The organism is Streptomyces solicavernae, from assembly GCF_029968095.1.
GTDB classification, from domain to species: domain Bacteria; phylum Actinomycetota; class Actinomycetes; order Streptomycetales; family Streptomycetaceae; genus Streptomyces; species Streptomyces solicavernae.
In genome coordinates, this window is sequence record NZ_JASCIR010000011.1 from 135,023 (window position 1) to 156,481 (window position 21,459).

The window sequence follows — 21,459 nt, forward strand, 5'->3', positions numbered from 1 at the left end:
CCGCCGGCCCCTGCACGCCTCTGGCCGTATTACTGACGCGTCAGTACGGTGCTGCCCAACCCTCGTCCCCACAGGAGAGTTGGGAGAGCCGCATGACGTCAGCGTTACGCAGGCGACCACTGGCCGCGGGTGCCGTGCTCGCGGCGGCGGTGCTCGGAATCCCCGGGTCCGCCGCCGCGCAGGGCACCACCAGGGCCCCCGACGCCACCCCGAACCCCGCCCCCCAGGCGCCCGAAACCACCCGGCACGCCACCGCGACCCCCACCCCGAGCCCCACCGAGCGCCGGACCGCCCCCGGCGACATCCTCACCTCCGAGCCGTCCTCCTTCCAGTACACGCCGGGCGTACCCACCCCCACCAAGGCCTGGAAGATCACCTACCGTTCCACCTCCGCCGACGGCAGCCCCAACTCCGTCACCGGCACGGTGATCGTCCCCGACGACGGCAGGACCACCCCGCGCCCCCTGATCACCTATGCCGTCGGCACGGTCGGCCTCGGCGACAAGTGCGCCCCCTCCGCCGGTTTCCCGGGCGGCACGACGGCCGAGGCGCCCCTGGTCAACGCCGCTCTGGTACGCGGCTACGCCGTCGTCGTCACGGACTACGAAGGCCTCGGCACCCCCGGCGACCACACCTACATGGTCGCCGCGGCCCAGGGCAGTGCGGTCCTCGACGCGGCGCGGGCGGCCCAACGGCACCCGGAGGCCGCCAAGTTCGGCGTGAGCCCGCAGGCGCCCGTCGGCATCATGGGCTACTCGCAGGGCGGCGGCGCCAGCGCCAAAGCCGCCGAGATGGCCGCGGTCTACGCGCCCGAACTGAAGGTCAAGGGCACCGCGAGCGGCGGCGTACCGGCCGACCTCGCCAAGGTCGCCGAGTCCCTGGAGGGCGGCGACAGCGCGGGCTACCTGCTCATGTCCGCCGTCGGCCAGAACGCCGCGAAGCCCGCCCTCGACCTGGACAAGTACTTGAACGACGAGGGCCGCCAACTGGCCGAAGTCGTCCGCAACGAGTGCGTCGGCACCGTCCTGGAGGCCGGTCGCGGCAAGACGATCGACGACGTCACCACGTCCAACCCGCTGGACCGCCCGGAGTGGCAGCAGGCCATCGCCGAGCAACGCATCGGAACGGTACGGCCGTCGGCGCCGGTGTTCCTCTACCACGGGGACGCGGACGAGACGATCCCGTACACCGTCGGGCAGCAGCTCCGCTCCGACTGGTGCGCGCGGGGCCACGCCGTGGAGTGGAAGTCCTTCCCCGGCCAGTCCCACGTGGGCACGGCGATCCAGGGCAACGGCCCGGCCCTGGAATGGCTCGGCCAACGCTTCGCGGACCAGCCGACGACGGGCAACTGCGGTACGGGAAAGGAGAGGTGAGGCCCACCCTGCCGGAGCGGCCCGACGTCACCGGCCGCTGAGCGACGACGACGCCCGCAGCGCCACGGGCGTACGGCACAATCCCGGAAGTCGAGCCCGGTAGGGACGGTCCCGGCCCCGCGGGCCGCCACCGCCCCTACCGGCCGCCACCGTCCCTACCGGCCGCCACCGCCGCCCCTACCGGCCACCACCGTCCCTACCGGCCGCCACCGCCCGTCAGCGCCGAGCGTTCCACGCCCAGTTCGCGGGCCAGCGCCTCGTCCGTCCACCGCAGCATCGTCGTACGGGGCAGGGAGCCCGCGTACGCCGTCATCTGGACGGCGAGGCCGTCGAGCAGGGCGGTCAGGCGCCAGGCCGTCGACTCCGGGTCGTCGCAGTGGAACTCGCCTGCCGCCACGCCCTCCGCGATGACCTCGGCGAGGGCGGCCTTCCACTGCTGGTCCAGCTCGCGGGCCACATCGCGCAGCGCCGCATCGCGCAGCGACGCCGCCCAGCCCTCGATCCACACCCGCCAGCCCTTGGCCTGCCCCGTCGGCGCGTACCAGCGCACCGCGGCCCGCAGCCGGCGCAGGGCGGTGGTCCGGCGGCCGAGGAGCCTGCGCAGGTGGGCTAGGTCGCCCTCGGCGGCGTAGGCGTACGCGGCGGCGACGAGCCTCTCCTTCGTCGCGAAGTGGTAGAGGACCAGCGCGTTGCTGACGGACAGCGCCGAGGCCACGTCGGCGATCCGCACCGCGCTCACGCCGCGCGTGTCGATCTGCTCGACCGCCGCGCGCAGGATCTCCTCGCGCCGCTGCTCCACGCTCAACCGGACTCGTGCCACCCGGCAACCCTACACAGCCCCCGGCAACCCCGTGCCCGAGCCGCTGTTGCGCGATCCCTTGACAGCCCGCGGCCCCGGGTTCACAGTCCCCTTTACTGACTGTCCATTCAGTCAGTCAGGTGAGTCGCGCCCGTACGAACCCCCCGTACCGCCGCCGTAGGAGTCAGCCCGTGACCCAAGCACCTTCCACCTCCGTGACCGGGGCGAGCCCGCCCACAGCCGAGGCCCCGGACCTCTCCTAGGGCTGGGGCGAGCAACGCGGCAGGCTCCGCAAGGACCTGCGCCGCCTGGACGTCCTGTTCTTCCTCATCTGCACACTCGTCGGCCTCGACACCATCGGCTCCGTCGCCGCCCAGGGCCCGCAGGGCCTGACGTGGATGGCGATCCTCGCCGTCGCGTTCTTCCTCCCGTACGGCCTGCTCGTCGCCGAGCTCGGCTCCGCCTTCCCCGTCCAGGGCGGCCCCTACGTCTGGACCCGCCTCGCCTTCGGGCGGCTCACCGCAGGCGTCAACCAGATCCTGTACTGGATCTCCAACCCCGTGTGGGTGGGCGGCAGTCTGTGCATCATCGCCCTCTCCACCTGGGAGGAGTTCTTCACGCCGCTGCCCGGCCTGTGGAAGTACGCCGCCGGTCTGGTCTTCATCTGGGGCGGCGCGCTCACCGTCGTCCAGTCCGTGCGCGTCGGCAAGTGGGTGCCGATCGCGGGGGCGCTCGCGCGGATCGTGCTGCTCGGCTTCTTCCTCGTCTCCGTCGTCGTCTTCGCCCTCCAGAACGGCGTGCACACACTGCCCGCAGGCGAGTTCACGCCCACTTACGTCGGCTTCGTCGCCCTCGTGCCCGTCCTGATCTTCAACTTCGTCGGCTTCGAACTGCCCAGCTCCGCCTCCGAGGAGATGAAGAACCCGCGCCGGGACATCCCCCTGGCCATCCTCCGCTCCGGCTTCGCCTCGCTCTTCCTGTACGGGGCGCCCATCCTCGGCATCCTCTTCGTGCTGCCCAGCGAGGACATCGGCAGCCTCGGCGGCTTCATCGACGCCTGCAAGGCCGTGTTCACCGTCTACGGGGGTTCCATCGCCGCCGACGGCACCGTCACCCTCACCGGCGCGGGCGCCGTGCTCGGCGGCATCGCCGCCGCCGGGCTCATCGTCGGCCTGCTGACCAGCGGCGTCGCCTGGGCCATGGGTGCCCACCGCGCGCAGGCCGTCGCCTGCGCCGACGGGGCGGGACCGGCCTGGCTCGGCGTGATCTCCGAGAAGCACGGCACTCCGGTACGGGTCAACCTGCTCTCCGCCGTCCTCGCCTCGGTGCTGTTCGTCGTCGCGCTCAACCTCACCGAGGGCGACGGCGAGAAGTACTTCGCCGCCGGCCTCGGCCTGACCATCAGCACCACCTTCATCTCGTACGTCATCACGTTCCCGAGCCTGCTGGTGCTGCGCCGCAAGTACCCGGACGTCAACCGGCCCTACAGCGTGCCGGGCGGACGGTTCGGGGTGTGGCTGGTGACGCTGCTCGCCACTGGGCTCGTCGCGTTCACCGTGGTCGTGCTGATCTGGCCGGGATTCGGCGTCGGCTGGTTCGGCACCGACGGGTCGCCCGCGGACTCGCTGCCGGAGTCCTTCGCGGGGGAGCGGCTCGCGTACACCCTCACCCAGGTCGTCCCGCTGACCCTGTTCCTCACGGTCGGCCTGGTCTTCCACGCCCTCGGCTCGAAGACCCGCAAGAGCAGGCGGTAGCGCATGCACGGATGCCCGGTACGGCCCCTCGGGAGTCGTACCGGGCATCAACTGTGACTGAACCAAAGGCAGTTGAGCTACACCGGCGCCTCCGCCGTACGGCCGTAGACCTGCTTGCCGAGCCACTGGCCGCCGTCGACCGTCAGGCAGTCGCCCGTCAGATACGAGGACCGCTCGCTCAGCAGGAACAGCGAGGCGTCCGCGACCTCGGCCGGGTCGGCGAAACGCCCCGCGGGAACCGTCGCGAGCACCCCGGCCCGCGCCTCGTCCGTGCCCCACAGCGCCGCGCCCGCACCCTCCGTCTCGGTGGGGCCGGGGGCGACGCAGTTGAGGCGGATCCCGTACGGCGCCAGCTCGACGGCGAGGGTGCGCGTCATGGCCAGCACGCCGGCCTTCGCCGCGGCCGAGTGCACCGTGCCCGGGTGGCCGTGCCAGGCGTACGTCGCGATCACCGACAGCACCGAACCGCCGGTGCCCTGCGCGCGCAACTGCCGTGCCACGGCCCGGGTGCAGTAGTACGAGCCGTTGAGGACGATGTCGACGACCGCCCGCCAGCCGTTCGGGCTGAGGTCGATGCCGGGCGCGACGAAGTTGCCGGCCGCGTTGTTGACCAGGCCGTCGATCCGCCCGAACCGCTCCACGGCGGCGGCCACCAGGTCGTCCACGGCGGCCGGATCGCGCACGTCGGCCGGCACGGCAAGCCCCTGCCCGCTGCCGCTCTTCCCGATCAGCGCGACGGTCTCGTCGAGCTTGTCCGGGGTGCGGCCCGCGACCACGACGTGCGCCCCGGCCGCCGCGAGCGCGAGGGAGATCGCCCGGCCGATGCCGCTGCCGCCCCCGGTGACGAGATACGTACGGCCTTCGAAGCCCCAACCACGGTTTACATAGGCCGAGTTGACGGACACGACCGCATCCGGGGTCGGCTGGTCCGTGATCGCGTTCAGGTCGCTCATGCGAGTACTCCGTGTGCGTCGAGGGCGATCGCGCCGCCCGGGTGGACAAGGAGGGGGTTGACTTCCAGCTCGGACAGCTCGGGGTGGGCCGCACCGGCCCGCGCCACCGCGCACAGCGCCGCCGCGGCCGCGTCCAGGTGCACGGGCGGCGCCCCGCGCCAGCCGGTCAGCAGTGGCGCGTGCCGCAGCGAGAGCAGCAGCGCGCGGGCCCGCCCGGGCGTGAGCGGCGCGAGCGCGACCGCCGTGTCGGCGAGGAGCTCCGCGGTGACCCCGCCGACGCCCACCATCGCGACCGGGCCGAACGCCGGGTCGCGCCGTACGCCGACGATGAGCTCCACGGCGTACGGCGGGGACGCCATGGCCTCCACCGCGTAGCGCGCCGCGCCGGTCCTGGCCCGCATCCGGGCGAAGGCGGCCCGCAGCCCGTCCTCTCCGGCGACGCCGAGCGCGACACCGCCCGCCTCCGTCTTGTGCGCCAGGCCCATCGCCTTGAGGGCCAGGGGGTATCCGGTGCGGTGCGCCGCCGCCACCGCCGCGTCGGCGTCGGTCACGAACTCGGCCGCGGGGAAGCCGAGGCCGTACGAGGCGAGCAGTTCCCGTACGGACTCGTAGCCCCCGTCCCCGGCGGCGTGGGCGGCGCCCGCGAGCTCGGGCTCCGCCGGGTCTGCCGGGTCTACCGGGTCTACCGGGTCCGCGGGCGCCGGTACGTGCAGCCGGGCGGCCCCGGCAAGGGCACCCGCCGCCTCCTCGATCCGCTCGTACACCGGCACCGCGTGCTCCTGCAGCACCGCCAGGGCGGGGGTGCCGCGCGCCATGCTGTGCACGATCAGTCGGCGGCCGAACTCCTCTGCTGCACCGGCGAGTTCACGGGCGATGGCGCACTCCCGGTCGGCCTGGGCGGGGTTGGCCGTCGCGTAGTCGCCGAAGTAGCCGGTCAGGACCACGGCGTCCGCGTCCGTGGTGGACAGCAGTGCACGGACGACGCGGGCGTAGCTGCCCAGGTCGGCCTCGCCCGCCCCGGCCAGGTCGACCGGGTTTCCGCAGGCCGCGCCCGGCGGCAGCTCGGCGGCCACGGCCCGTACCGCCTCCGCCGGAAGGCCGGGCACGGCGAGCCCGCGGGCCGCCAACGCATCAGCGGCGAGTGCCCCTTGACCCCCGCTGTCCCCTACGACGACGACGTGGAGCGGACGGAACGCCCGAGGCGCCCCCACGCACACCACCTGAACGTCGGCCGCGCTCGGGTCGGCCGCGCCCAGTCCCCCCGCGCTCGGGTCGGCCGCGCTCGGGCCGCCCGCCCCGCCAAGTCCAGCTGGGTCTTGGCCAGTTGCGCTCGGGCCAGCCCCGCCAAGGTCTGCCGCGCCAAGGTTCGCCCCGCCAAGACCCGCCCCGCCCAGACCCGGCGTGCCCAGCAGGCACATCGCCGTGTCCACCAGTTCCCCCGCCGTGTCGAGGAGCAGCGCCCCCGCGTCGCGGCACACCGCCGCCACCGTGGCGCGGGTGCTGACCAGCGCCCCGGTGTGGGAGGCGGCCGCGCGGCCGGAGGCCTCGCTGCGGCCGACCGTGAGGAGCAGCACCGGCTTGCCCGCCGCGTGCGCGGAGGTGAGCGTGCGGGCGAGGCGTCGGCCGTCGCGGAAGTCCTCCACGTACGCGGCGACCACGCGTGTCGGGGGGTGCGCGATGAGCGCGTCCAGGGCGTCGGCGGCATCGATGTCGCGCTGGTTGCCGAGCGAGACGAAGCGGGAGAAGCCCTGCCCTGCGCGGGCGAGGAGCCGCCCGATCTCCAGGGCCAGGTTGCCGCTCTGGGAGACCAGGCCGACCGCGCCCGCCGGGAAGTCGCCCCAGCTCAGCCTCAGCCCCGAGGTGGTGTCGACGACGCCCATGCAGTTGGGGCCGAGCAGCCGCGCCCCGCCCGCGGTGACCAGGGAGGCGAGCGCCCGCTCCTCGCCCGCGCCCGCCCCGCCCGAGGTGATGACGGTGAAACAGCGCGCCCCGGCCGCGAGCCCCTGCTCCACCACTGGCCTGACCTGCGGCGCAGGCACGGCCACCACGACCTGCTCGGGCGCCGTCGGCAGTGCGTCGAGGCCGGGCAGGAAGGGCACGCCCCGCAGTTCGCCGCCGCGCCGGTTGACCAGGTGCACCACGCGGCGCTCGCGCCCGTCGAGGGCCCCGGAGGCCAGCCAGTAGCCCCACTTCTCCGGATGCGCGGAGGCCCCGACGACGGCCACCGACCGCGGGTCGAAGAGCACGTCGAGCCCGCCCCGCCCCGCGGAGCCCAAGGCGGCGGCCTGCTCGCCGCGCTCGCCGGCCGTCACCCGTACCACCCGAACCGCTCCGCGATCAGCGGCAGCCGGTCGGCGACGATCGCGTGCGCCGCGGTGCGCGGAGTCGTGCCGTCGGCCGCGGCCCGCGCGAGCATCTGGTCGATCAGGGCACGCATCGAACGGCGCGTGTACGCGAACGCCTCGTCCGCGTCCGCCCCGATGTCGCCGAAGAGCGTCCACCACCACCAGGCGTTCGTACCGGAGTTGACCACCACGTCCGGCAGCACCTGCACTCCCCGCTCGGCGAGCAGCGCCTCCGCCTCGGGCAGCACCGGCATGTTGGCCGCCTCCACGACCCAGCGGGCGGCGGCCCCGATCCGCGCCTGGTTCCGGCCGTCGATCGCGTACGAGACAGCGGCCGGCACCAGCACCTCCGCCGCCACCGACAGCCACGCCTCACCCGGCAACTCCACGTCCCCGGCCCGCAGCACGCCCCGGTCCACCGCCCCGTGACCGTCGCGCCCGGCGAGCAGCGCCTCCACGTCCAGGCCCTCGGGGTTGGCCACGGTGCCCTTCACGTCGGCCACCGCGACGACCCGCAGACCGGCCCGGGACAGGAACCGGGCCGTCGCCCCGCCCATGGTGCCGAAGCCCTGCACCGACACCCGCGTCCCCGCGTACGGCACCCCGGCCCGGTCGAGCGCCACGAGCACCGACTCCGCGACGCCGCAGCCGCCGACCAGCTCGTCGAGCCCGATGCCGTCGACCTCCACGGCGAACGCGTCGGCGAGCCGCCCGCGCGCGGTGTCCTCGTCGTCGAGCAGCGGGTACACGGCCTGGATGGACGACACAAGACCGGCCTCGGCGGCCGCCTTGTCCACGACGTCCTGGGTGAGCCCCAGGTCCTCGCCGGTGGTCCAGAAGCTCTCGATGTGCGGCCGCATCGCCCGCAGGTAGCGCACCAGCACCCCGTACGCCTCCGGGTCCCGCGGATCGCAGTCGATGCCGCCCTTGGCGCCGCCGAGCGGGACGTACCGGGCATCGGGGTGGTAGTGCAGGGCTTCCTTCATCGTCATGCCCCGGGCCAGGCCCGCGACCTCGTCGAGCGTGCAGCCCGCGCGCATCCGCAGCCCGCCGCTGGACACCCCGCGCACCAGCCGGTCGACGACGAGGAAGCCCTGGCGGCCGGTGACGTGATCGGTCCAGGTCAGCGAGATCAGGGGCAGCGAGATCAGGGGGGTGGGAGAACTCGGGGTGGGGGAACTCGGGGTGGGGGAACTCGGGGTGGGGGAACTCATACGGGGACCTCCTCGGGAACGGTGATGAGAGTGGGCCCGGGATGACGCAGGGCCCGCGCCAGCGCGTCGGCGAGCGCACCGGGCGTCGTGACGCGCTCGCCCGCCCCGCCGTACGCCCGGCACAGCGCGGGCAGATCCACGGGCGGCTGGTCGACGGCGACCGGGGTGTCGCCGCGGGCGGCCATCTCGTCGCGGATCTCGCCGTAGCCGCCGTTGTCGAACACGACGACGGGCAGCGGCAGCCGGAGCTGCGCGGCGGTCGCCAGCTCCTGGACGGTGAACTGCAGCCCACCGTCCCCGCTCAGCGCGACGACCTGCCGCCCGGGCTGCGCGGCCTTCACGCCGACGGCCGCGGGCAGCGCGTAACCGAGCGTCCCGAACCCGGTCGGGTGCAGGAACCGGCCGCGCGGGCCGACCGGCAGGTGCGGGAGTGCGCCGTAGTAGCAGCACTGCGCGCTGTCCGAGGTGAGCACCGCGTCCTCGTCCAGGGCCGCCCGGACCACCCGCAGATACGGCAGCCAGCGGCCGTCCCGGGCGGCGGTCGCGGCATCGCGTTCCCGGCGCAGCCGGCCGACGAGTTCGGCGGATTCGGGCGGGGCATGACCGCCGGGTCCGGCCGCGAGGGCCCGGATCAGCTCCCGCAGGCACTCCCGGGCGTCGCCGACCAGCGCCACCTGCGCGGGCACCCCGGCGTACATCTGCGCGGGATCCACGTCCACCCGGACCAGCGTCCCGCCGAGCGCGGCCGGCGGATCCGACCACAGGTCGGACTCGGCGAGCTCCGTGCCCACGGCCAGGACGGCATCGCAGTCCCCGAGCGCCTTCCGCACGCCGGGGTCGTGCAGGGAGACGCCGAGCGACAGCGGATGGCGCTCGTCCACCGTGCCCTTGCCGTTGGCCGAGGTGACGACCAGAGCACCCAACTCCTCCGCCAGAGCGAGCGATTCGGCCACGGCGCCCCGCGCCCCGCCGCCGAGGACGAGCCCGACCCGGCCGGCCCGCACGAGCGCCCCGGCCGCCTCCCGTACGGCCGTCGCATCGGGCCGTGGCACGGCGGCCGGCGGCGCGACCCGCACCGCCCCCACCGGCTCCCGCGACACAAGCAGGTCGAGCGGCACCTCGATGTGGACCGGCCGGGGCCGCCCGCTCCGGAACAGCGTGAACGCGCGCGCGACGGCCGCCCCGATCTCCTCGACGGAGGACACCCGGTGGCTGAAAGCCGTGACCCCGCGCATCGCCTCCGTCTGGCTGCGCATCTCGTGCAGCAGGCCCGTCGGCTGCCTGGGGTGCCTGAGCGGCATCCCCGGCGACACGACGAGCAGCGGCACACTGTCCGAGTACGCCTGCCCGGCCGCCGCCGCGATGTTCAGGAGCGCGGGCCCGGTCGTCGTGACCGCGACGCCCGGCCGGCCGGTCACCCGGGCGTAACCGTCGGCGGCGTACCCCGCGCCCTGTTCGTGCCGGGGCGCCACCTGCCGGATGCCGTACGGCCGCAGATGCCGGTAGACCTCCAGGTTGTGCGTGCCGGGGATGCCGAACGCCCACTCGACGCCGTGCGCCGCCAGCGCCCGGACCAGCGCCTCGCCGCCGCTCATCGCGCCCGAGGGCCCGAACACGCCCTGGGCCGGGCCCAGTTCACTCTGGACCGGGCCCAGTTCACCGCTTCCCCCCATGTCACACGCTCCGCGAGATGACCAGGCGCATGATGTCCGAGGTGCCCTCTTCGATCTCCTCAAGGCGGGCGTCCCGCATCCACTGCTCGACCGGGTACTCGCGCGAGTACCCCCAGCCGCCGAGCGTCTGGACCGCGGCCCAGGTGCAGTACGCCGCGGTCTTCGATGCCGTCAGCTTCGCCATCGCGGCCTCGGCCGTCGCGTCGAGACCGGCGTCGAGACGCTTCGCGGCCCGCCAGGTCATGAGCCTGGCCTGCTCGACGCGGGTGCGCATGTCCGCGAGCCGGAAGGCGACCGCCTGGTGCTCGACGATCGCCTTCCCGAACTGCTGCCGGGTCTTCGCGTAGTCCCGCGCGTACGTGTACGCGGCCCTGGCCACGCCCGTGGCGGCCGCGCCGAGAACGGTGCGGGAGATGTCGAACGTACGCATCAGCCCGCTGAACCCCTCGCCCTCCCCGCCGAGCCGGTCGGACTCGGGCACGAAGGCGTCCGCGAAGAAGATCTCCCGGCACACGATCGCCCGCTGCCCCATCTTCCGCATCGGCTCACCGAACGACATTCCGGGCGTGCCCTTGCGCAGCAGGAACGCGCTCACGCCGCGCGAGCGCAGCGCCGGGTCGGTCTTGGCGAACACGACGTACTGTCCGGCCTCGCCGGCGTTGGAGATCCACGCCTTCTGGCCGTTGAGCAGGTAGCCGCCCGCGGTGCGCGTCGCGGTGGTGACGATGGACGCGGCGTCCGATCCCGAACCGGGCTCGGTGGTGGCGAGCGACGTCATCGGGGTGTCCGCCTGCGCCAGCGGCGTCAGCCACTCGCGCCGCTGCTCGGCGCTGCCGAGCGCGAGCACGGGATCGGCGAAGAACCCGTTGGAGCAGAGCAGATTGCCGATGCCCAGATCCCCGACGCACAGCTCCTCCTGTACGAGGCACTGCGTGAACACGTCGGTGAAGCCGCCGCCGCCGTACTCCTCGGGCAGCATGAAGCCGGTGATCCCCACCTCACCGGCCCGCCGCCACAGTTCCCAGGGCGTCTCGACATCGGCCTCGTCCACGGAACGTGCCCGCGGCCTGATCTCCTCACGGGCGAAGGTGCGGGTGAGCTCCACGATGTCGCGCTGCTCGGGAGTCAGCGGAACGAGCTCGGCGGGCAGGTCAGCCATGGGTGCCTCCAGGCACGACGAGGTTGCCTCAACTGAATGCCCAGTCAGTATCCGGAGACGTGCGCGACTGCGTCAACAGGGCGGCTTACTGAATCGTCGATCAGTTCCAGGGGAGGAGGGGGGCCTCGCCTCTGTCCGGGGGCTCGTCGTTGCCTGAGCCCCACCTCACCGGACCCCGCGAACCCTGGGCCGCCCTCACCACCGCACCGGGAGGCGGTTCAGGCCGCGCAGGAGGCTGGGCCGCCAGTCGGGCGTGGGGTCGCCGTCGAGGGCGAGGCGCGGGCAGCGGTCCAGGAGGGCGCGCAGGGCGATGCCCGCTTCGAGACGGGCGAGCGGTGCGCCGATGCAGTGGTGGATGCCGTGCCCGAAGGCGAGGTGGGAGCGGGTCAGGGCCGGGTCCCGGTGGATGTCGAAGCGCTCCGGGTCGGGGAAGCGGGCGGGGTCCCGGTTGGCCGAGGCGAGCGAGACGACCACGCGCGCGCCCTGCGGAATGCGGGTGCCGGCGACGGTGACGGCCTCGGCGGTGTAGCGGTACGTACCGGCCGGGGTGGGCGGCTCGAAGCGCAGCGCCTCCTCCACCGCGTTCTCAAGGAGGCCCCCGTCGGCCCGCAGCGCGGCGAGCTGGCCGGGGTGGGTGAGCAGCAACTGGACGGTGTTGGCGATGAGGTTGACCGTCGTCTCGTGCCCGGCGACGAGCAACAGGAAGGCCATGCCGGTCAGTTCCTCGTCGCTCAGCCGGCCGCCGTCCTCGTCATGGGCCCGCACGAGGGCATGCAGCAGATCACCCTCCGCGGCCTCTTCGCGGCGCCGCTTCTCCTCGATCAGGCCGGCCAGGTAGACCGCCATCTCCTGCGATGCCCGGCCCGAGGCCTCCGGTTCGCCGAGGGCGACGACCTTCGTGGACCAGGCCCGGAAGGCGTCGTGGTCGACGCCGGGCACGCCGAGCAGCTCGCAGATCACGGTCAGCGGCAGCGGGAAGGCGAAGGCGTCGATGAGGTCGGCGCGCCCCGACGGGCCCATGGCGTCCAGGAGTTCGTCCGCCGCCTGCGCCACACGGGAGCGCAGCGCCTTGATGCGCCGCGCGGTGAACTCGCGGGCGACCAGGGACCGCAGCCGGGTGTGGTCGGGCGGGTCGGTCTGCAGCATGTTGCGGCCGACGGAGTACAGCCCGTCGCTGTCGTACTCGGCGGAGTGCCGTACGTCATGGCGCATCCGCGGATCCGCCAGCGCGGCACGGGCCTGCTCGTGGCCGAGGATCATCCAGGCCGTCTCCCCAGTGGGGAAGCGGACGTGCCGGACGGGCCCCCGGGCGCGCAGGGCGCGGAACGCCGAGTAGGGGTCGGCGGCGAAGTCCCCGGTCCAGGCGGCCAGTTCCTCGGTCTGCTGAGCGGACATGGCGCACTCCCTCTGAAGTGGGGATCGGTCCCCGTTTCCATGTATGGGCGACCCTAGCAGGAACCGGGGAGTGCTCCTCGCTTTCCTTGCGGCCGCCCGGCCGGGTCATCACGCCGGGCGCCGCTTGCCATCCCGTCGACCGAGGCCCGATCCTGATCGGAATAACGAACGCATCCCGCAGCGATCGTGCGTTATACCGAACGATGACCGAAGGTGAAGGGGGTAGGGCGTGAGCGTCTCCGAGGGTTCCGTCCGGAACATGCTGGCCGCCAATCTCAAGCGGGCCCGGAACGAGCGAGGGCTGTCGATCTCCGAGCTGTCGCGGCGCTCGAAGATCGGCAAGGCGACCCTGTCGCAGCTGGAGTCGGGGGCGGGCAACCCCACCATCGAGACGGTGTTCAGCCTCTCCCGCGTCCTGGAGGTGCCGATCTCCGACCTCCTGGACGCCAGGCCGACCAGCGGGCTCACGGTGGTCCGCGCCGAGCAGCAGGAGGTGCTCAGCGGTGAGGGCGTGGACCTGCGTCAGCTGCAGCGGATCGAGTCGGGCGACACCGTGTTCGAGGTCTTCGACCAGCAGGTTCGCGCCGATTGCCGGCAGGATTCGCTCGGCCATGTGGGCACCGAGCACACCATCGTGCAGGCCGGCCGGCTGCGGGTCCAGGTGGACGGCCAGGAGGTCGAGCTCGGCCCGGGCGACTACGTCGGCTTCGACGCGTCGCTGCCGCACAGCTACACGGCGTCCGGGGCGGCCGTCCGCTCCGTGCTGCTCCTGCAGTACCGGGCCGACCAGCGGCTGCACCTCGCGGACACGCCCCCCACGCAGCAGGAGTGACCCCCCACGCAGCAGGAGTGACCCCCCACGCAGCGGGACTGACCGCCCGCGCCGCCGCCCCGCCGAAGCCGCCCACCGGCCTCCGAAGCGACCTCCCGGCATCCGGAAAGCTTCGCCCCGACGTGACCGTTGACACACCCCGACACCCGTCGTACGTTCCTGTCGTTCGGTTTAACGAACGAGGAGGGTTCGATGTACGGAACACGGGGCGTGGTGCTCGGCGCCGGGATCGTCGGCTCCGCCTGTGCCCGTGAGCTGGCCCTGGCCGGACTCGACGTCACCGTCGTCGACCGGGGCGCCCCCGCCTCGGCGACCACGGCGCACGGCGAGGGCAACGTGCTCGTCTCCGACAAAGGCCCGGGCCCCGAGCTCGAACTCGCCCGCATCTCACGGAAGTTGTGGCCCGAAGTGCTCGCCGCCACCGCCGAGCGGTCCGCGCACGCGGCGCAGGCCGTGGAGTGGGACCCCAAGGGCGGCATCGTGGTCGCGACCACCGACGCGGGCGCGAAGGGCCTGACCGCCTTCGCCGAGGCCCAGCGCGCGGCGGGCGTCCACGCCAAGACCCTCGACGCCGCCGCACTCGCCCGGGCCGAGCCGTACGTCACCCGCGACCACACCGCCGCCCTGCACTACCCGGACGACGCGCAGGTGCAGCCCGCCGCGGCGGCCGCCGCGCTCCTCGGCGACGCGCTCGCGGCCGGCGCGCGACTGCGGACCGCCTGCGAGGTCCAAGGCGCGGTCACGCGAGGCGGCCGGATCACCGCGGTCCGCACCTCGGCCGGACTGATCGAGGCCGACCGGTTCGTGAACGCCGCGGGCCCCTGGGCCGGCGAACTCTCCGCCCGCCTCGGCGCCCCCGTGGACGTACGGTCCCGGCGCGGCGACGTCCTCGTCACGACACCGCTGCCGCCGACCGTCTTCCACAAGGTGTACGACGCGGACTACGTCGGCGCGGTCGGCAGCAGCGCCGAGGACCTGCAGACCTCGGCGGTCGTGGAGTCCACGGGCGGCGGCAGCGTCCTGATCGGCTCCTCGCGCCGCCGCGTCGGCTTCGACGACCGGCTCCGCCCCGAGGTCCTCTCCGCCGTCGCCGCCAAGGCCCTCCGGCTCTTCCCGTCCCTGGCGGGCGTCCCGGTGATGCGCGCGTACGGCGGCTTCCGGCCGTACGTACCCGACCACCTGCCGGTGATCGGCGCAGACCCGCGGCTCGACGGCCTCTGGCACGCGGGCGGGCACGAGGGCGCCGGGATCGGCCTGTCGGTGGGCACCGGACGGCTGCTGCGGAACCTGATGCTCGGCGAGCAGCCGGTCATGGACGCGACCCCGTTCCGGGTGGACCGTCCGGCCGTACTCGGCGCGGGCGCACGGGACGGCCTGGACGGCGCGGACGGCCCGGAAACCCCGGAAAGCGAGGAGTCGGCATGACCCCCAGACGCGTCCGCGCCGAGTCCGACGCCGTCGGCAGACAGGACCGGCCGCTGCGGATCACCGTCGACGGCGAGTGTGTCGACGGCATCGAGGGCCAGACCCTCGCGGGCGTCCTCCTCGCCGCCGGCCGCCTGTCCTGGCGGCAGGCCCGCTCGGGCGCACCCCGCGGGGTCTTCTGCGGCATCGGCGTCTGCTTCGACTGCCTGGTGACGGTGGGCGGCGAACGTGACGTACGCGCCTGCCGCCGCCGCGCCCGGCCCGGCGACGTGGTGACCACGCAGAGCCGCACACCGGCATCCGAACCGGCATCCGAACCGCCCATCGACCCACACAAGCCCAACTCGCCCGGCAGGGAGTCGTGATGACGGTGATGACACCCCGCCATGTGGTGGTCGTCGGAGCCGGGCCCGCAGGGCTCGCCGCCGCCGAGGGGGCCCTGAGCGCCGGGGCCCGGGTGACCCTCGTCGACTCCGCCGACCGGCCCGGCGGGCAGTACCACCGCATGCTGCCCGAGGCGTACGAGGCGTACGAGGCGGCCCGGCCCGAGCTGCTGCAGCACGGCTGTACCGCCTTCGGGCAACGGCTGCGCCGGGTGCTCGGGCATCCGCGGTGCGCCTGGTGGTCCGAGAGCGCGGTGTGGGCGCTCGAACGCGCGGCCCCCGGGCAGCCCGGCCCCCCGCGGGTGCACATCCTGCGCGGACCGGCCGACGGAGGCGGGCGGCGGCGTACGACGCTCGACCCCGACGCGCTGGTGCTCGCGACCGGCGCCCACGACCGCGTACTGCCCTTTCCCGGCTGGGAGTTGCCCGGCGTGTTCACCGCCGGCGCCGCTCAGGCGCTCGCCAAGGGGGAGCGGGTCGTGGTCGGCGACCGCCTGCTGATCGCGGGCACCGGGCCGTTCCTGCTCCCGGTGGCCGCCGCACTCCTGGAGGCCGGGTCGCAGGTCCTGGAAGTCCTGGAGGCCAACACCCCGGCCACCGTCGCCCGCGGCTGGTCGCAGCGCCCCTGGCAGCTCGCCGCGCAGGCCGCCAAGACCGGCGAACTCGCCCAGTACAGCGCCCTGTTGCTGCGCCACCGGGTCCCGTACCGCACTGGCCGCACCCATCGCGATCATCGCCAGCACCGCCGCCGCCCTGTGCTACGCCGAGTTCGCCGGCACCATCCCGAAGGCCGGCTCCGCCTACACCTACTCGTACGCGGCGCTCGGCGAGGTCGTCGGCTGGCTGATCGGCTGGGACCTGCTGCTCGAATACACCGCGATCGTCGCGGTGGTGGCCATCGCCGTGTCCGGCTACTTCTCGTACGTCCTGGAGCGGATCGGCATCGACCTGCCCGCCTGGATGCTCGGCGCACCCGGCACCGGACCCGGCCACCAGGTCGACCTGTTCGCCGCCGTACTCTGCCTGCTGCTCGCCTTCGTGCTGTCCCGCGGCACCAAGGAGTCGGCCCGCTTCGAGACCGTCCTGGTGGTCGTCAAGCTCGGCATCGTCGCCCTGGTCGTGATCGCCGGCGCCTTCCACATCTCGGCGGGCAACTACACGCCGTTCCTGCCGTTCGGCATCGGCGGCGCGGTCACCGGCGCCGCGACCGCGTTCTTCGCCGTGTACGGGTACGACGCGATGAGCGCGGCCGCGGAGGAGAGCGCCGAGGCGAAGAAGGTCCTGCCGAAGGCCATCGTGATCTCCCTCGCCATCGCCGCGGTCATCTATCTCCTGGTCTGTGTCGTGCTGTTGGGCATGCAGGACTACCGCGAGATCGACCCGCAGAGCCCGTTCTCCAGCGCGCTCGGCGCGGTCGGACTCGGCGGCCTCGGCATCGTCGTCGCGGTCGGCGCGATCATCGGCATCACCACCTCCGCGTTCGCCAACATGCTCGCTGTGTCGCGGGTCTGGTACTCCATGAGCCGCGACGGGCTGCTGCCCCGGTACTTCGCGAAGAATCACCCGAAACGGCACGTGCCGACCCGGGTGATCTGGCCGGTGGGCATCGGCTCCGCCGTCATCGCCGGGCTCCTGCCCATCCGGGAGGCCGCCGACCTCACCAACATCGGCATCCTCGCGGCGTTCTCCGTCGTCGCGGTCGCCGTGGTGGTGCTGCGCCGGACCCGGCCCGACCTGCCGCGCTCCTTCCGCACCCCGCTCGTACCGCTGGTACCGGCCGTCGGGGTCGCGTTCTCGGTCTGGCTGATCGCCAGCCTGGACCCGGTCACCTGGTTCCGCTTCGCAGGCTGGATGGCCGTCGGACTGCTCGTCTACTTCGCGTTCGGCGTCCGCAACTCACAGGAGAACAAGGCGCGTTCACAAGCCGAGGACCACCTGCCCGAACCGCGGGACGGGAGCTCCGCATGACCCCCGAACCGGCCGCGCTCCGCCCCACCGCCGACGGCACCGCCCCGCTGCTGTCGGTCCACCTGATCGAGCAGACTTGCAGAGAGGAGACACCATGAACACCACCGTCGTACGCGACCCCCAGCAGGCGGTGACCGCGGCCGCCGCGGCGGCCCGGACCTGGGCCGACACCGGACCGGCGGCACGCGCCGACGCGCTGGCGGCCGTCGCCGACGCCCTGGAGGCCGAGCGGGCCCGGCTCGTCGCCCTCGCGGACGCCGAGACCCACCTCGGCATGCCCCGCCTGAACGGTGAACTGACCCGCACCGCCTTCCAGTTGCGCCTGTTCGCCGACGAAGCGCGGGCCGGCGGGTTCCTCGACGTCCGCATCGACCGCGCCGCCCCGCACTGGCCCACCGGCCCCCGGCCCGAACCGCCTCGCCGGGCACGAGGCCACCCGCACGCTCCTCTGGCCGGCCGACGACTCGGACACGGCCCCGCGCCTCCTCGCCACCACCCTGCCGTTGTTCCACGCGAACATCGGACATCTGGCCCAGGAGCGCTTCGGCCCCCTCGGCCTCGTGATCACGTACGAGCGCACGGAGGACCTGCCCGCCGTGGTGGCGGCACTGCCCGGCCAGCTCACCGCGTCCCTGCACGGCGAACCCGGTGAGGCCGCCGAACTCACCGGCCTCACCGCGGCGTTGGCGGAGCGCAGCGGCCGCGTGCTGTGGAACGACTGGCCGACGGGCGTCTCGGTCACCCACGCCATGCAGCACGGCGGCCCGTTCCCCGCGACCACGGCCCCCACCACCACATCCGTTGGCACAGCCGCCCTCGACCGCTTCCTCCGCCCCGTCACCTACCAGTCCTGGCCCGCCCCGCTCCTCCCGCCGCCCCTGCGCGACGACAACCCCTGGAAAGTGCCCCAGGAGGTACGCGGCTGAGCGGCGCCTGGTCCCATCGAACTCCGTCGGCCTGGATCTGGCCGGACGGGCAACCCGGACGAAAAATTACCGCTGCTAGCTACCCGTACCACTCAACTCTCGTAAGGAGTGCCGAGCATGGGGAGCAACAGCAGTACGGACGACACCCCACCCCGCAGCACCGAAGACGCCGCCCGCCGCAAACGGATGTCGCGTGTGGCGATCGCGAGTTCCGTCGGGACGACCATCGAGTGGTACGACTTCTTCCTCTATGGCACGATGGCCGCCCTCGTCTTCAGCGAGCTGTTCTTCACCAAGCTCGACTCGGCCACCGGGACCATCGCCTCCCTGGCCACCTTCGCGGCCGGCTTCCTGGCCCGCCCGATAGGCGGCATCGCGTTCGGCTACTTCGGGGACCGGATGGGGCGCAAGGCGTCCTTGATCGCGTCGCTGAGCCTGATGGGCGTCTCGACGTTCCTGATCGGGATCATGCCCACCTACACGTCCATCGGTGTCCTGGCCCCGGTGCTGCTGTCGGTGCTGCGCCTGCTGCAGGGCTTCGCGCTCGGCGGCGAGTGGGCGGGCGCCGCCGCCCTCGCGACCGAGCACGCCGACGACCGCAGGCGCGGCTTCTACGGCGGCTGGGTGCAGATCGGGTCGTCCGCCGGCAGCGTCCTGGCGACCGCGACCGTCCTGCTCCTCACCACCGTCCTCGACCAGGAGTCATTCCTCGCGTGGGGCTGGCGGGTGCCCTTCCTGTTCAGCGCCGTCCTCGTCGTCGTCGGCATGTTCATCCGGCTGAAGGTGGAGGAGACCCCGGTCTTCCAGCAGATGCAGCGCGAAGGCCGCACCAACCGACGGATCCCGCTGGCGGCGGTGCTGCAGCGGCAGTGGAGGACCGTGCTGCTGGTGATCGGCATGCACCTGGCCAACACCACGATTGCCTACCTCACCGGCGTGTTCCTGCTGGCGTACGGAACCACGCACATCGGGATGGAGTCGAGCACCATCCTGCTGGCGAAGTTCACTTCCGGGCTGCTGCTGATGAGCCTGGTGTCGATGCCTGCGGCCGCACTGGGGGACCGCATCGGGCGCCGGCCGGTGTACCTGGCCGGCACGATCGGACTGATCGTCACGGCGTTCCCGGCGTTCTGGCTGTTCGACACCGGCAGCTTCCCGCTGGCACTGCTGGCGATCCTGCTGCTCGGTCTGGCGAACGTGCTGATGTACCAGACCCAGGGCGCGTTCTTCACCGAGATCTTCGACCCCGAAGTGCGCTGCACCGGCGCGGCGCTCGGCGTCCAGGTCGCCACCGTGATCGGCGGTGGCACCGCGCCCATCATCGCGACCTGGCTGATCGGGTTCGGGGACGGCCGCTCCTGGCCCGTCGCCGTCTACCTGATCTTCATCGGCCTTGTCTCCACCGTATGCACGCTGCTCGTCAAGGAGAGCCGCCCCGTACCGACCGCACAGCGCCCCGAGACCCTCGCGAAGGACACGGTCGCACCCTGACACGGGCCCGCCCGAACCTGCCGACAGCCAAGCCAAGCCAAGCCGAGCCGAGTCAAGCCAAGTCAAGCCGAGCCAAGTCAAGCCGAGAGGAAGCACAGTGGTGGACGAGCAGCAGACCGTCATCTACCCGGCCAAGATCGTGCGCACCATGGACCCGGCGGTGCCGGAGGCCGAAGCCGTAGCGGTGCGCGGCGACCGCATCCGCGCGATCGGCTCCCTCGCCGAGCTGCGCGCCTACCCCGGCACCGTGGTGGACGACCGCTACGCCGACGACGTCCTGCTGCCCGGCTTCGTCGAGGCCCACAGCCACGCGGGCTCCGGCGGCATGTGGGAGCACATCTACGTCGGCCGCTTCGACCGGACCGACCCGGACGGCAGGCTGTGGCCCGGCTGCGCCACGGTCGCCGACATCCTGGAACGGCTGCGCACAGCCGAGCAGCAGCTGCCCGTCGATCCGGGGGTGCCGCTCCTCGCGTGGGCACTCGACCCGATCTACTACCCCGGCCAGGCGGTGCTCGCGCGCGAGCTGGACACCGTCTCCACCGCCCGGCCGGTCCACGTCCTGCACGCCAACGGGCACCTGGCCGCGGTCAATTCGGCCGCGCTGAAGGTCGCAGGCGTCGACCGCGACACCCAGGTGGAAGGCGTGGTCAAGCACGCCGACGGCACACCCACCGGGGAGCTCCGGGAGTGGGCCGCGATGTCGCTGGTGCAACGCATCACCGGCGGCGGCATCACCGGCGGCATCACCGCAGCGGCGATCCGCGCCTTCGGCCAGGACGCGGTCAACACCGGCACCACCACGGTGACCGACCTCGGCACGCTGCTGCTGGCGTCGGACGAGTCGATGACGCCGTACCTGGAGGCGGTGAGCGAGGACTTCCCGGCCCGGCTGTCCGTGTTCCACTTCGGCGCGGGCAACGGCACACTGGCACCCGCCGAAGCCGCCGCCCGGCTGGCCGAGCTGCGTGAACGCAGCACCGGCAAGCTGCGGATGGGGCATGTCAAGCTCATGCTCGACGGTTCCATCCAGGGTTTCACCGCGCGGCTGCAGGAGCCCGGCTATCTCGACGGCCGGCCCAACGGGATCTGGACCGTCTCTCCTGCCGAGTTCGAGACCGCCCTGAGCACCTACCACCGGGCCGGCCTGCTGGTCCATGTCCACTGCAACGGCGACCAGGCCACCGAACTCTTCCTGAACACCATGGAGAAGGTCCTCGTCGCGCACCCGCGTCCGGACCACCGCCACACCGTCACCCACGCGCAGATGACCACCCCCGCGCAGTACAAGCGGATGGCAGCACTTGGCATGTGCGCCAACATCTTCGCCAACCACATCTGGGCCTGGGGGGACCAGCACATCGACATCACCGTGGGCCCGGACCGTGCTGCCCGGATGAACGCCACGGCCACCGCGCTGCGCTGCGGCGTGCCGTTCTCGCTGCACTGCGACACACCGGTCACACCGCTGTCGCCGCTGAGGACGGTGAAGCACGCGGTGACCCGGCGTACCGTGTCGGGCCGCGTCATGGGCGAGCACGAGCGCATCACCGCCGAACAGGCCCTGGAAGCCGTGACGCTCGGCGGGGCCTACCTGCTGAAGATGGACCACCAGGTCGGCTCGCTGGAGCCGGGCAAGCTCGCCGACCTGGCGGTCCTTGGCGCCGACCCGCTGGCGGTCCCGGCCGAGGAGATCGGCGAGATCGCCGTACGGGGCACGGTTGTCGGCGGTACGCACCACACGTCGGCCGTCCACCGGAGCGCCTGAG

15 protein-coding genes and 3 pseudogenes are annotated in these 21,459 nt (G+C 73.2%); 11 read left to right on the forward strand and 7 right to left on the reverse strand.

The window, feature by feature from the left end:
- Positions 1 to 92: 92 nt before the first annotated feature.
- Positions 93 to 1,373 (forward strand): lipase family protein, encoded by a 1,281-nt coding sequence (locus QIS99_RS15670; protein WP_282513955.1) that lies wholly within the window; start codon positions 93 to 95, stop codon positions 1,371 to 1,373.
- A 196-nt stretch (positions 1,374 to 1,569) separates the two neighbouring features.
- Here QIS99_RS15670 and QIS99_RS15675 read toward each other — a convergent pair whose 3' ends face one another.
- Positions 1,570 to 2,193: a TetR family transcriptional regulator C-terminal domain-containing protein gene (locus QIS99_RS15675; protein WP_282513956.1), complete on the reverse strand. Its 624-nt coding sequence runs from the start codon at positions 2,191 to 2,193 to the stop codon at positions 1,570 to 1,572.
- A 296-nt stretch (positions 2,194 to 2,489) separates the two neighbouring features.
- On the opposite strand from QIS99_RS15675, the gene QIS99_RS15680 reads away from it, so the two are divergent.
- Positions 2,490 to 3,926: an APC family permease gene (locus tag QIS99_RS15680; protein WP_349017301.1), complete on the forward strand. Its 1,437-nt coding sequence runs from the start codon at positions 2,490 to 2,492 to the stop codon at positions 3,924 to 3,926.
- Positions 3,927 to 4,003: 77 nt separating this feature from the next.
- On the opposite strand, the gene QIS99_RS15685 is transcribed toward QIS99_RS15680, so the two are convergent.
- The 6 genes from QIS99_RS15685 to QIS99_RS15710 form a co-directional block, all read right to left on the reverse strand.
- Positions 4,004 to 4,879: an SDR family oxidoreductase gene (locus QIS99_RS15685; protein WP_282513957.1), complete on the reverse strand. Its 876-nt coding sequence runs from the start codon at positions 4,877 to 4,879 to the stop codon at positions 4,004 to 4,006.
- Complete coding sequence (locus QIS99_RS15690) at positions 4,876 to 7,191, reverse strand: acetate--CoA ligase (RefSeq protein ID WP_282513958.1); 2,316 nt, start codon at positions 7,189 to 7,191, stop codon at positions 4,876 to 4,878. The genes QIS99_RS15685 and QIS99_RS15690 overlap by 4 nt, the downstream gene beginning before the upstream one ends.
- Entirely contained in the window at positions 7,188 to 8,372 is a 1,185-nt protein-coding gene (locus tag QIS99_RS15695) for a Glu/Leu/Phe/Val dehydrogenase dimerization domain-containing protein (RefSeq protein WP_282514013.1), read from the reverse strand. The genes QIS99_RS15690 and QIS99_RS15695 overlap by 4 nt, the downstream gene beginning before the upstream one ends.
- A gap of 62 nt (positions 8,373 to 8,434) precedes the next feature.
- On the reverse strand, positions 8,435 to 10,111 hold the full coding sequence (locus QIS99_RS15700; RefSeq protein WP_282513959.1) for a thiamine pyrophosphate-binding protein: 1,677 nt from the start codon (positions 10,109 to 10,111) through the stop codon (positions 8,435 to 8,437).
- A gap of 1 nt (position 10,112) precedes the next feature.
- The gene (locus QIS99_RS15705) at positions 10,113 to 11,270 is read right to left on the reverse strand and encodes an acyl-CoA dehydrogenase family protein (protein ID WP_282513960.1); all 1,158 of its coding nucleotides are present in this window, start codon (positions 11,268 to 11,270) and stop codon (positions 10,113 to 10,115) included.
- Positions 11,271 to 11,465: 195 nt separating this feature from the next.
- Positions 11,466 to 12,665, reverse strand: coding sequence for a cytochrome P450 family protein (locus QIS99_RS15710; protein ID WP_282513961.1), 1,200 nt, complete (start codon positions 12,663 to 12,665; stop codon positions 11,466 to 11,468).
- A gap of 229 nt (positions 12,666 to 12,894) precedes the next feature.
- On the opposite strand from QIS99_RS15710, the gene QIS99_RS15715 reads away from it, so the two are divergent.
- The 9 genes and pseudogenes from QIS99_RS15715 to QIS99_RS15755 all read left to right on the forward strand — a co-directional run bounded on the left by QIS99_RS15715 (position 12,895) and on the right by QIS99_RS15755 (position 21,458).
- Positions 12,895 to 13,497, forward strand: a complete 603-nt coding sequence (locus QIS99_RS15715) for a helix-turn-helix domain-containing protein (protein ID WP_282513962.1) — start codon at positions 12,895 to 12,897, stop codon at positions 13,495 to 13,497.
- Between the two features lie 192 nt (positions 13,498 to 13,689).
- Entirely contained in the window at positions 13,690 to 14,922 is a 1,233-nt protein-coding gene (locus QIS99_RS15720) for an NAD(P)/FAD-dependent oxidoreductase (RefSeq protein ID WP_282513963.1), read from the forward strand.
- Positions 14,919 to 15,287 (forward strand): (2Fe-2S)-binding protein, encoded by a 369-nt coding sequence (locus QIS99_RS15725; RefSeq protein WP_282513964.1) that lies wholly within the window; start codon positions 14,919 to 14,921, stop codon positions 15,285 to 15,287. The genes QIS99_RS15720 and QIS99_RS15725 overlap by 4 nt, the downstream gene beginning before the upstream one ends.
- 8 nt (positions 15,288 to 15,295) lie before the next feature.
- Positions 15,296 to 15,877: pseudogene (locus QIS99_RS15730) on the forward strand (FAD-dependent oxidoreductase); the annotation flags it as partial.
- A 124-nt stretch (positions 15,878 to 16,001) separates the two neighbouring features.
- Positions 16,002 to 17,273, forward strand: a pseudogene (locus QIS99_RS15735) (amino acid permease); the annotation flags it as partial.
- A gap of 94 nt (positions 17,274 to 17,367) precedes the next feature.
- Positions 17,368 to 17,556: pseudogene (locus QIS99_RS15740) on the forward strand (aldehyde dehydrogenase family protein); the annotation flags it as partial.
- A gap of 220 nt (positions 17,557 to 17,776) precedes the next feature.
- Complete coding sequence (locus QIS99_RS15745; RefSeq protein WP_282514014.1) at positions 17,777 to 18,199, forward strand: aldehyde dehydrogenase family protein; 423 nt, start codon at positions 17,777 to 17,779, stop codon at positions 18,197 to 18,199.
- A 117-nt stretch (positions 18,200 to 18,316) separates the two neighbouring features.
- Complete coding sequence (locus QIS99_RS15750) at positions 18,317 to 19,690, forward strand: MFS transporter (protein WP_282513965.1); 1,374 nt, start codon at positions 18,317 to 18,319, stop codon at positions 19,688 to 19,690.
- A 100-nt stretch (positions 19,691 to 19,790) separates the two neighbouring features.
- Positions 19,791 to 21,458, forward strand: a complete 1,668-nt coding sequence (locus tag QIS99_RS15755) for an amidohydrolase (RefSeq protein WP_282513966.1) — start codon at positions 19,791 to 19,793, stop codon at positions 21,456 to 21,458.
- Position 21,459: the final 1 nt, after the last annotated feature.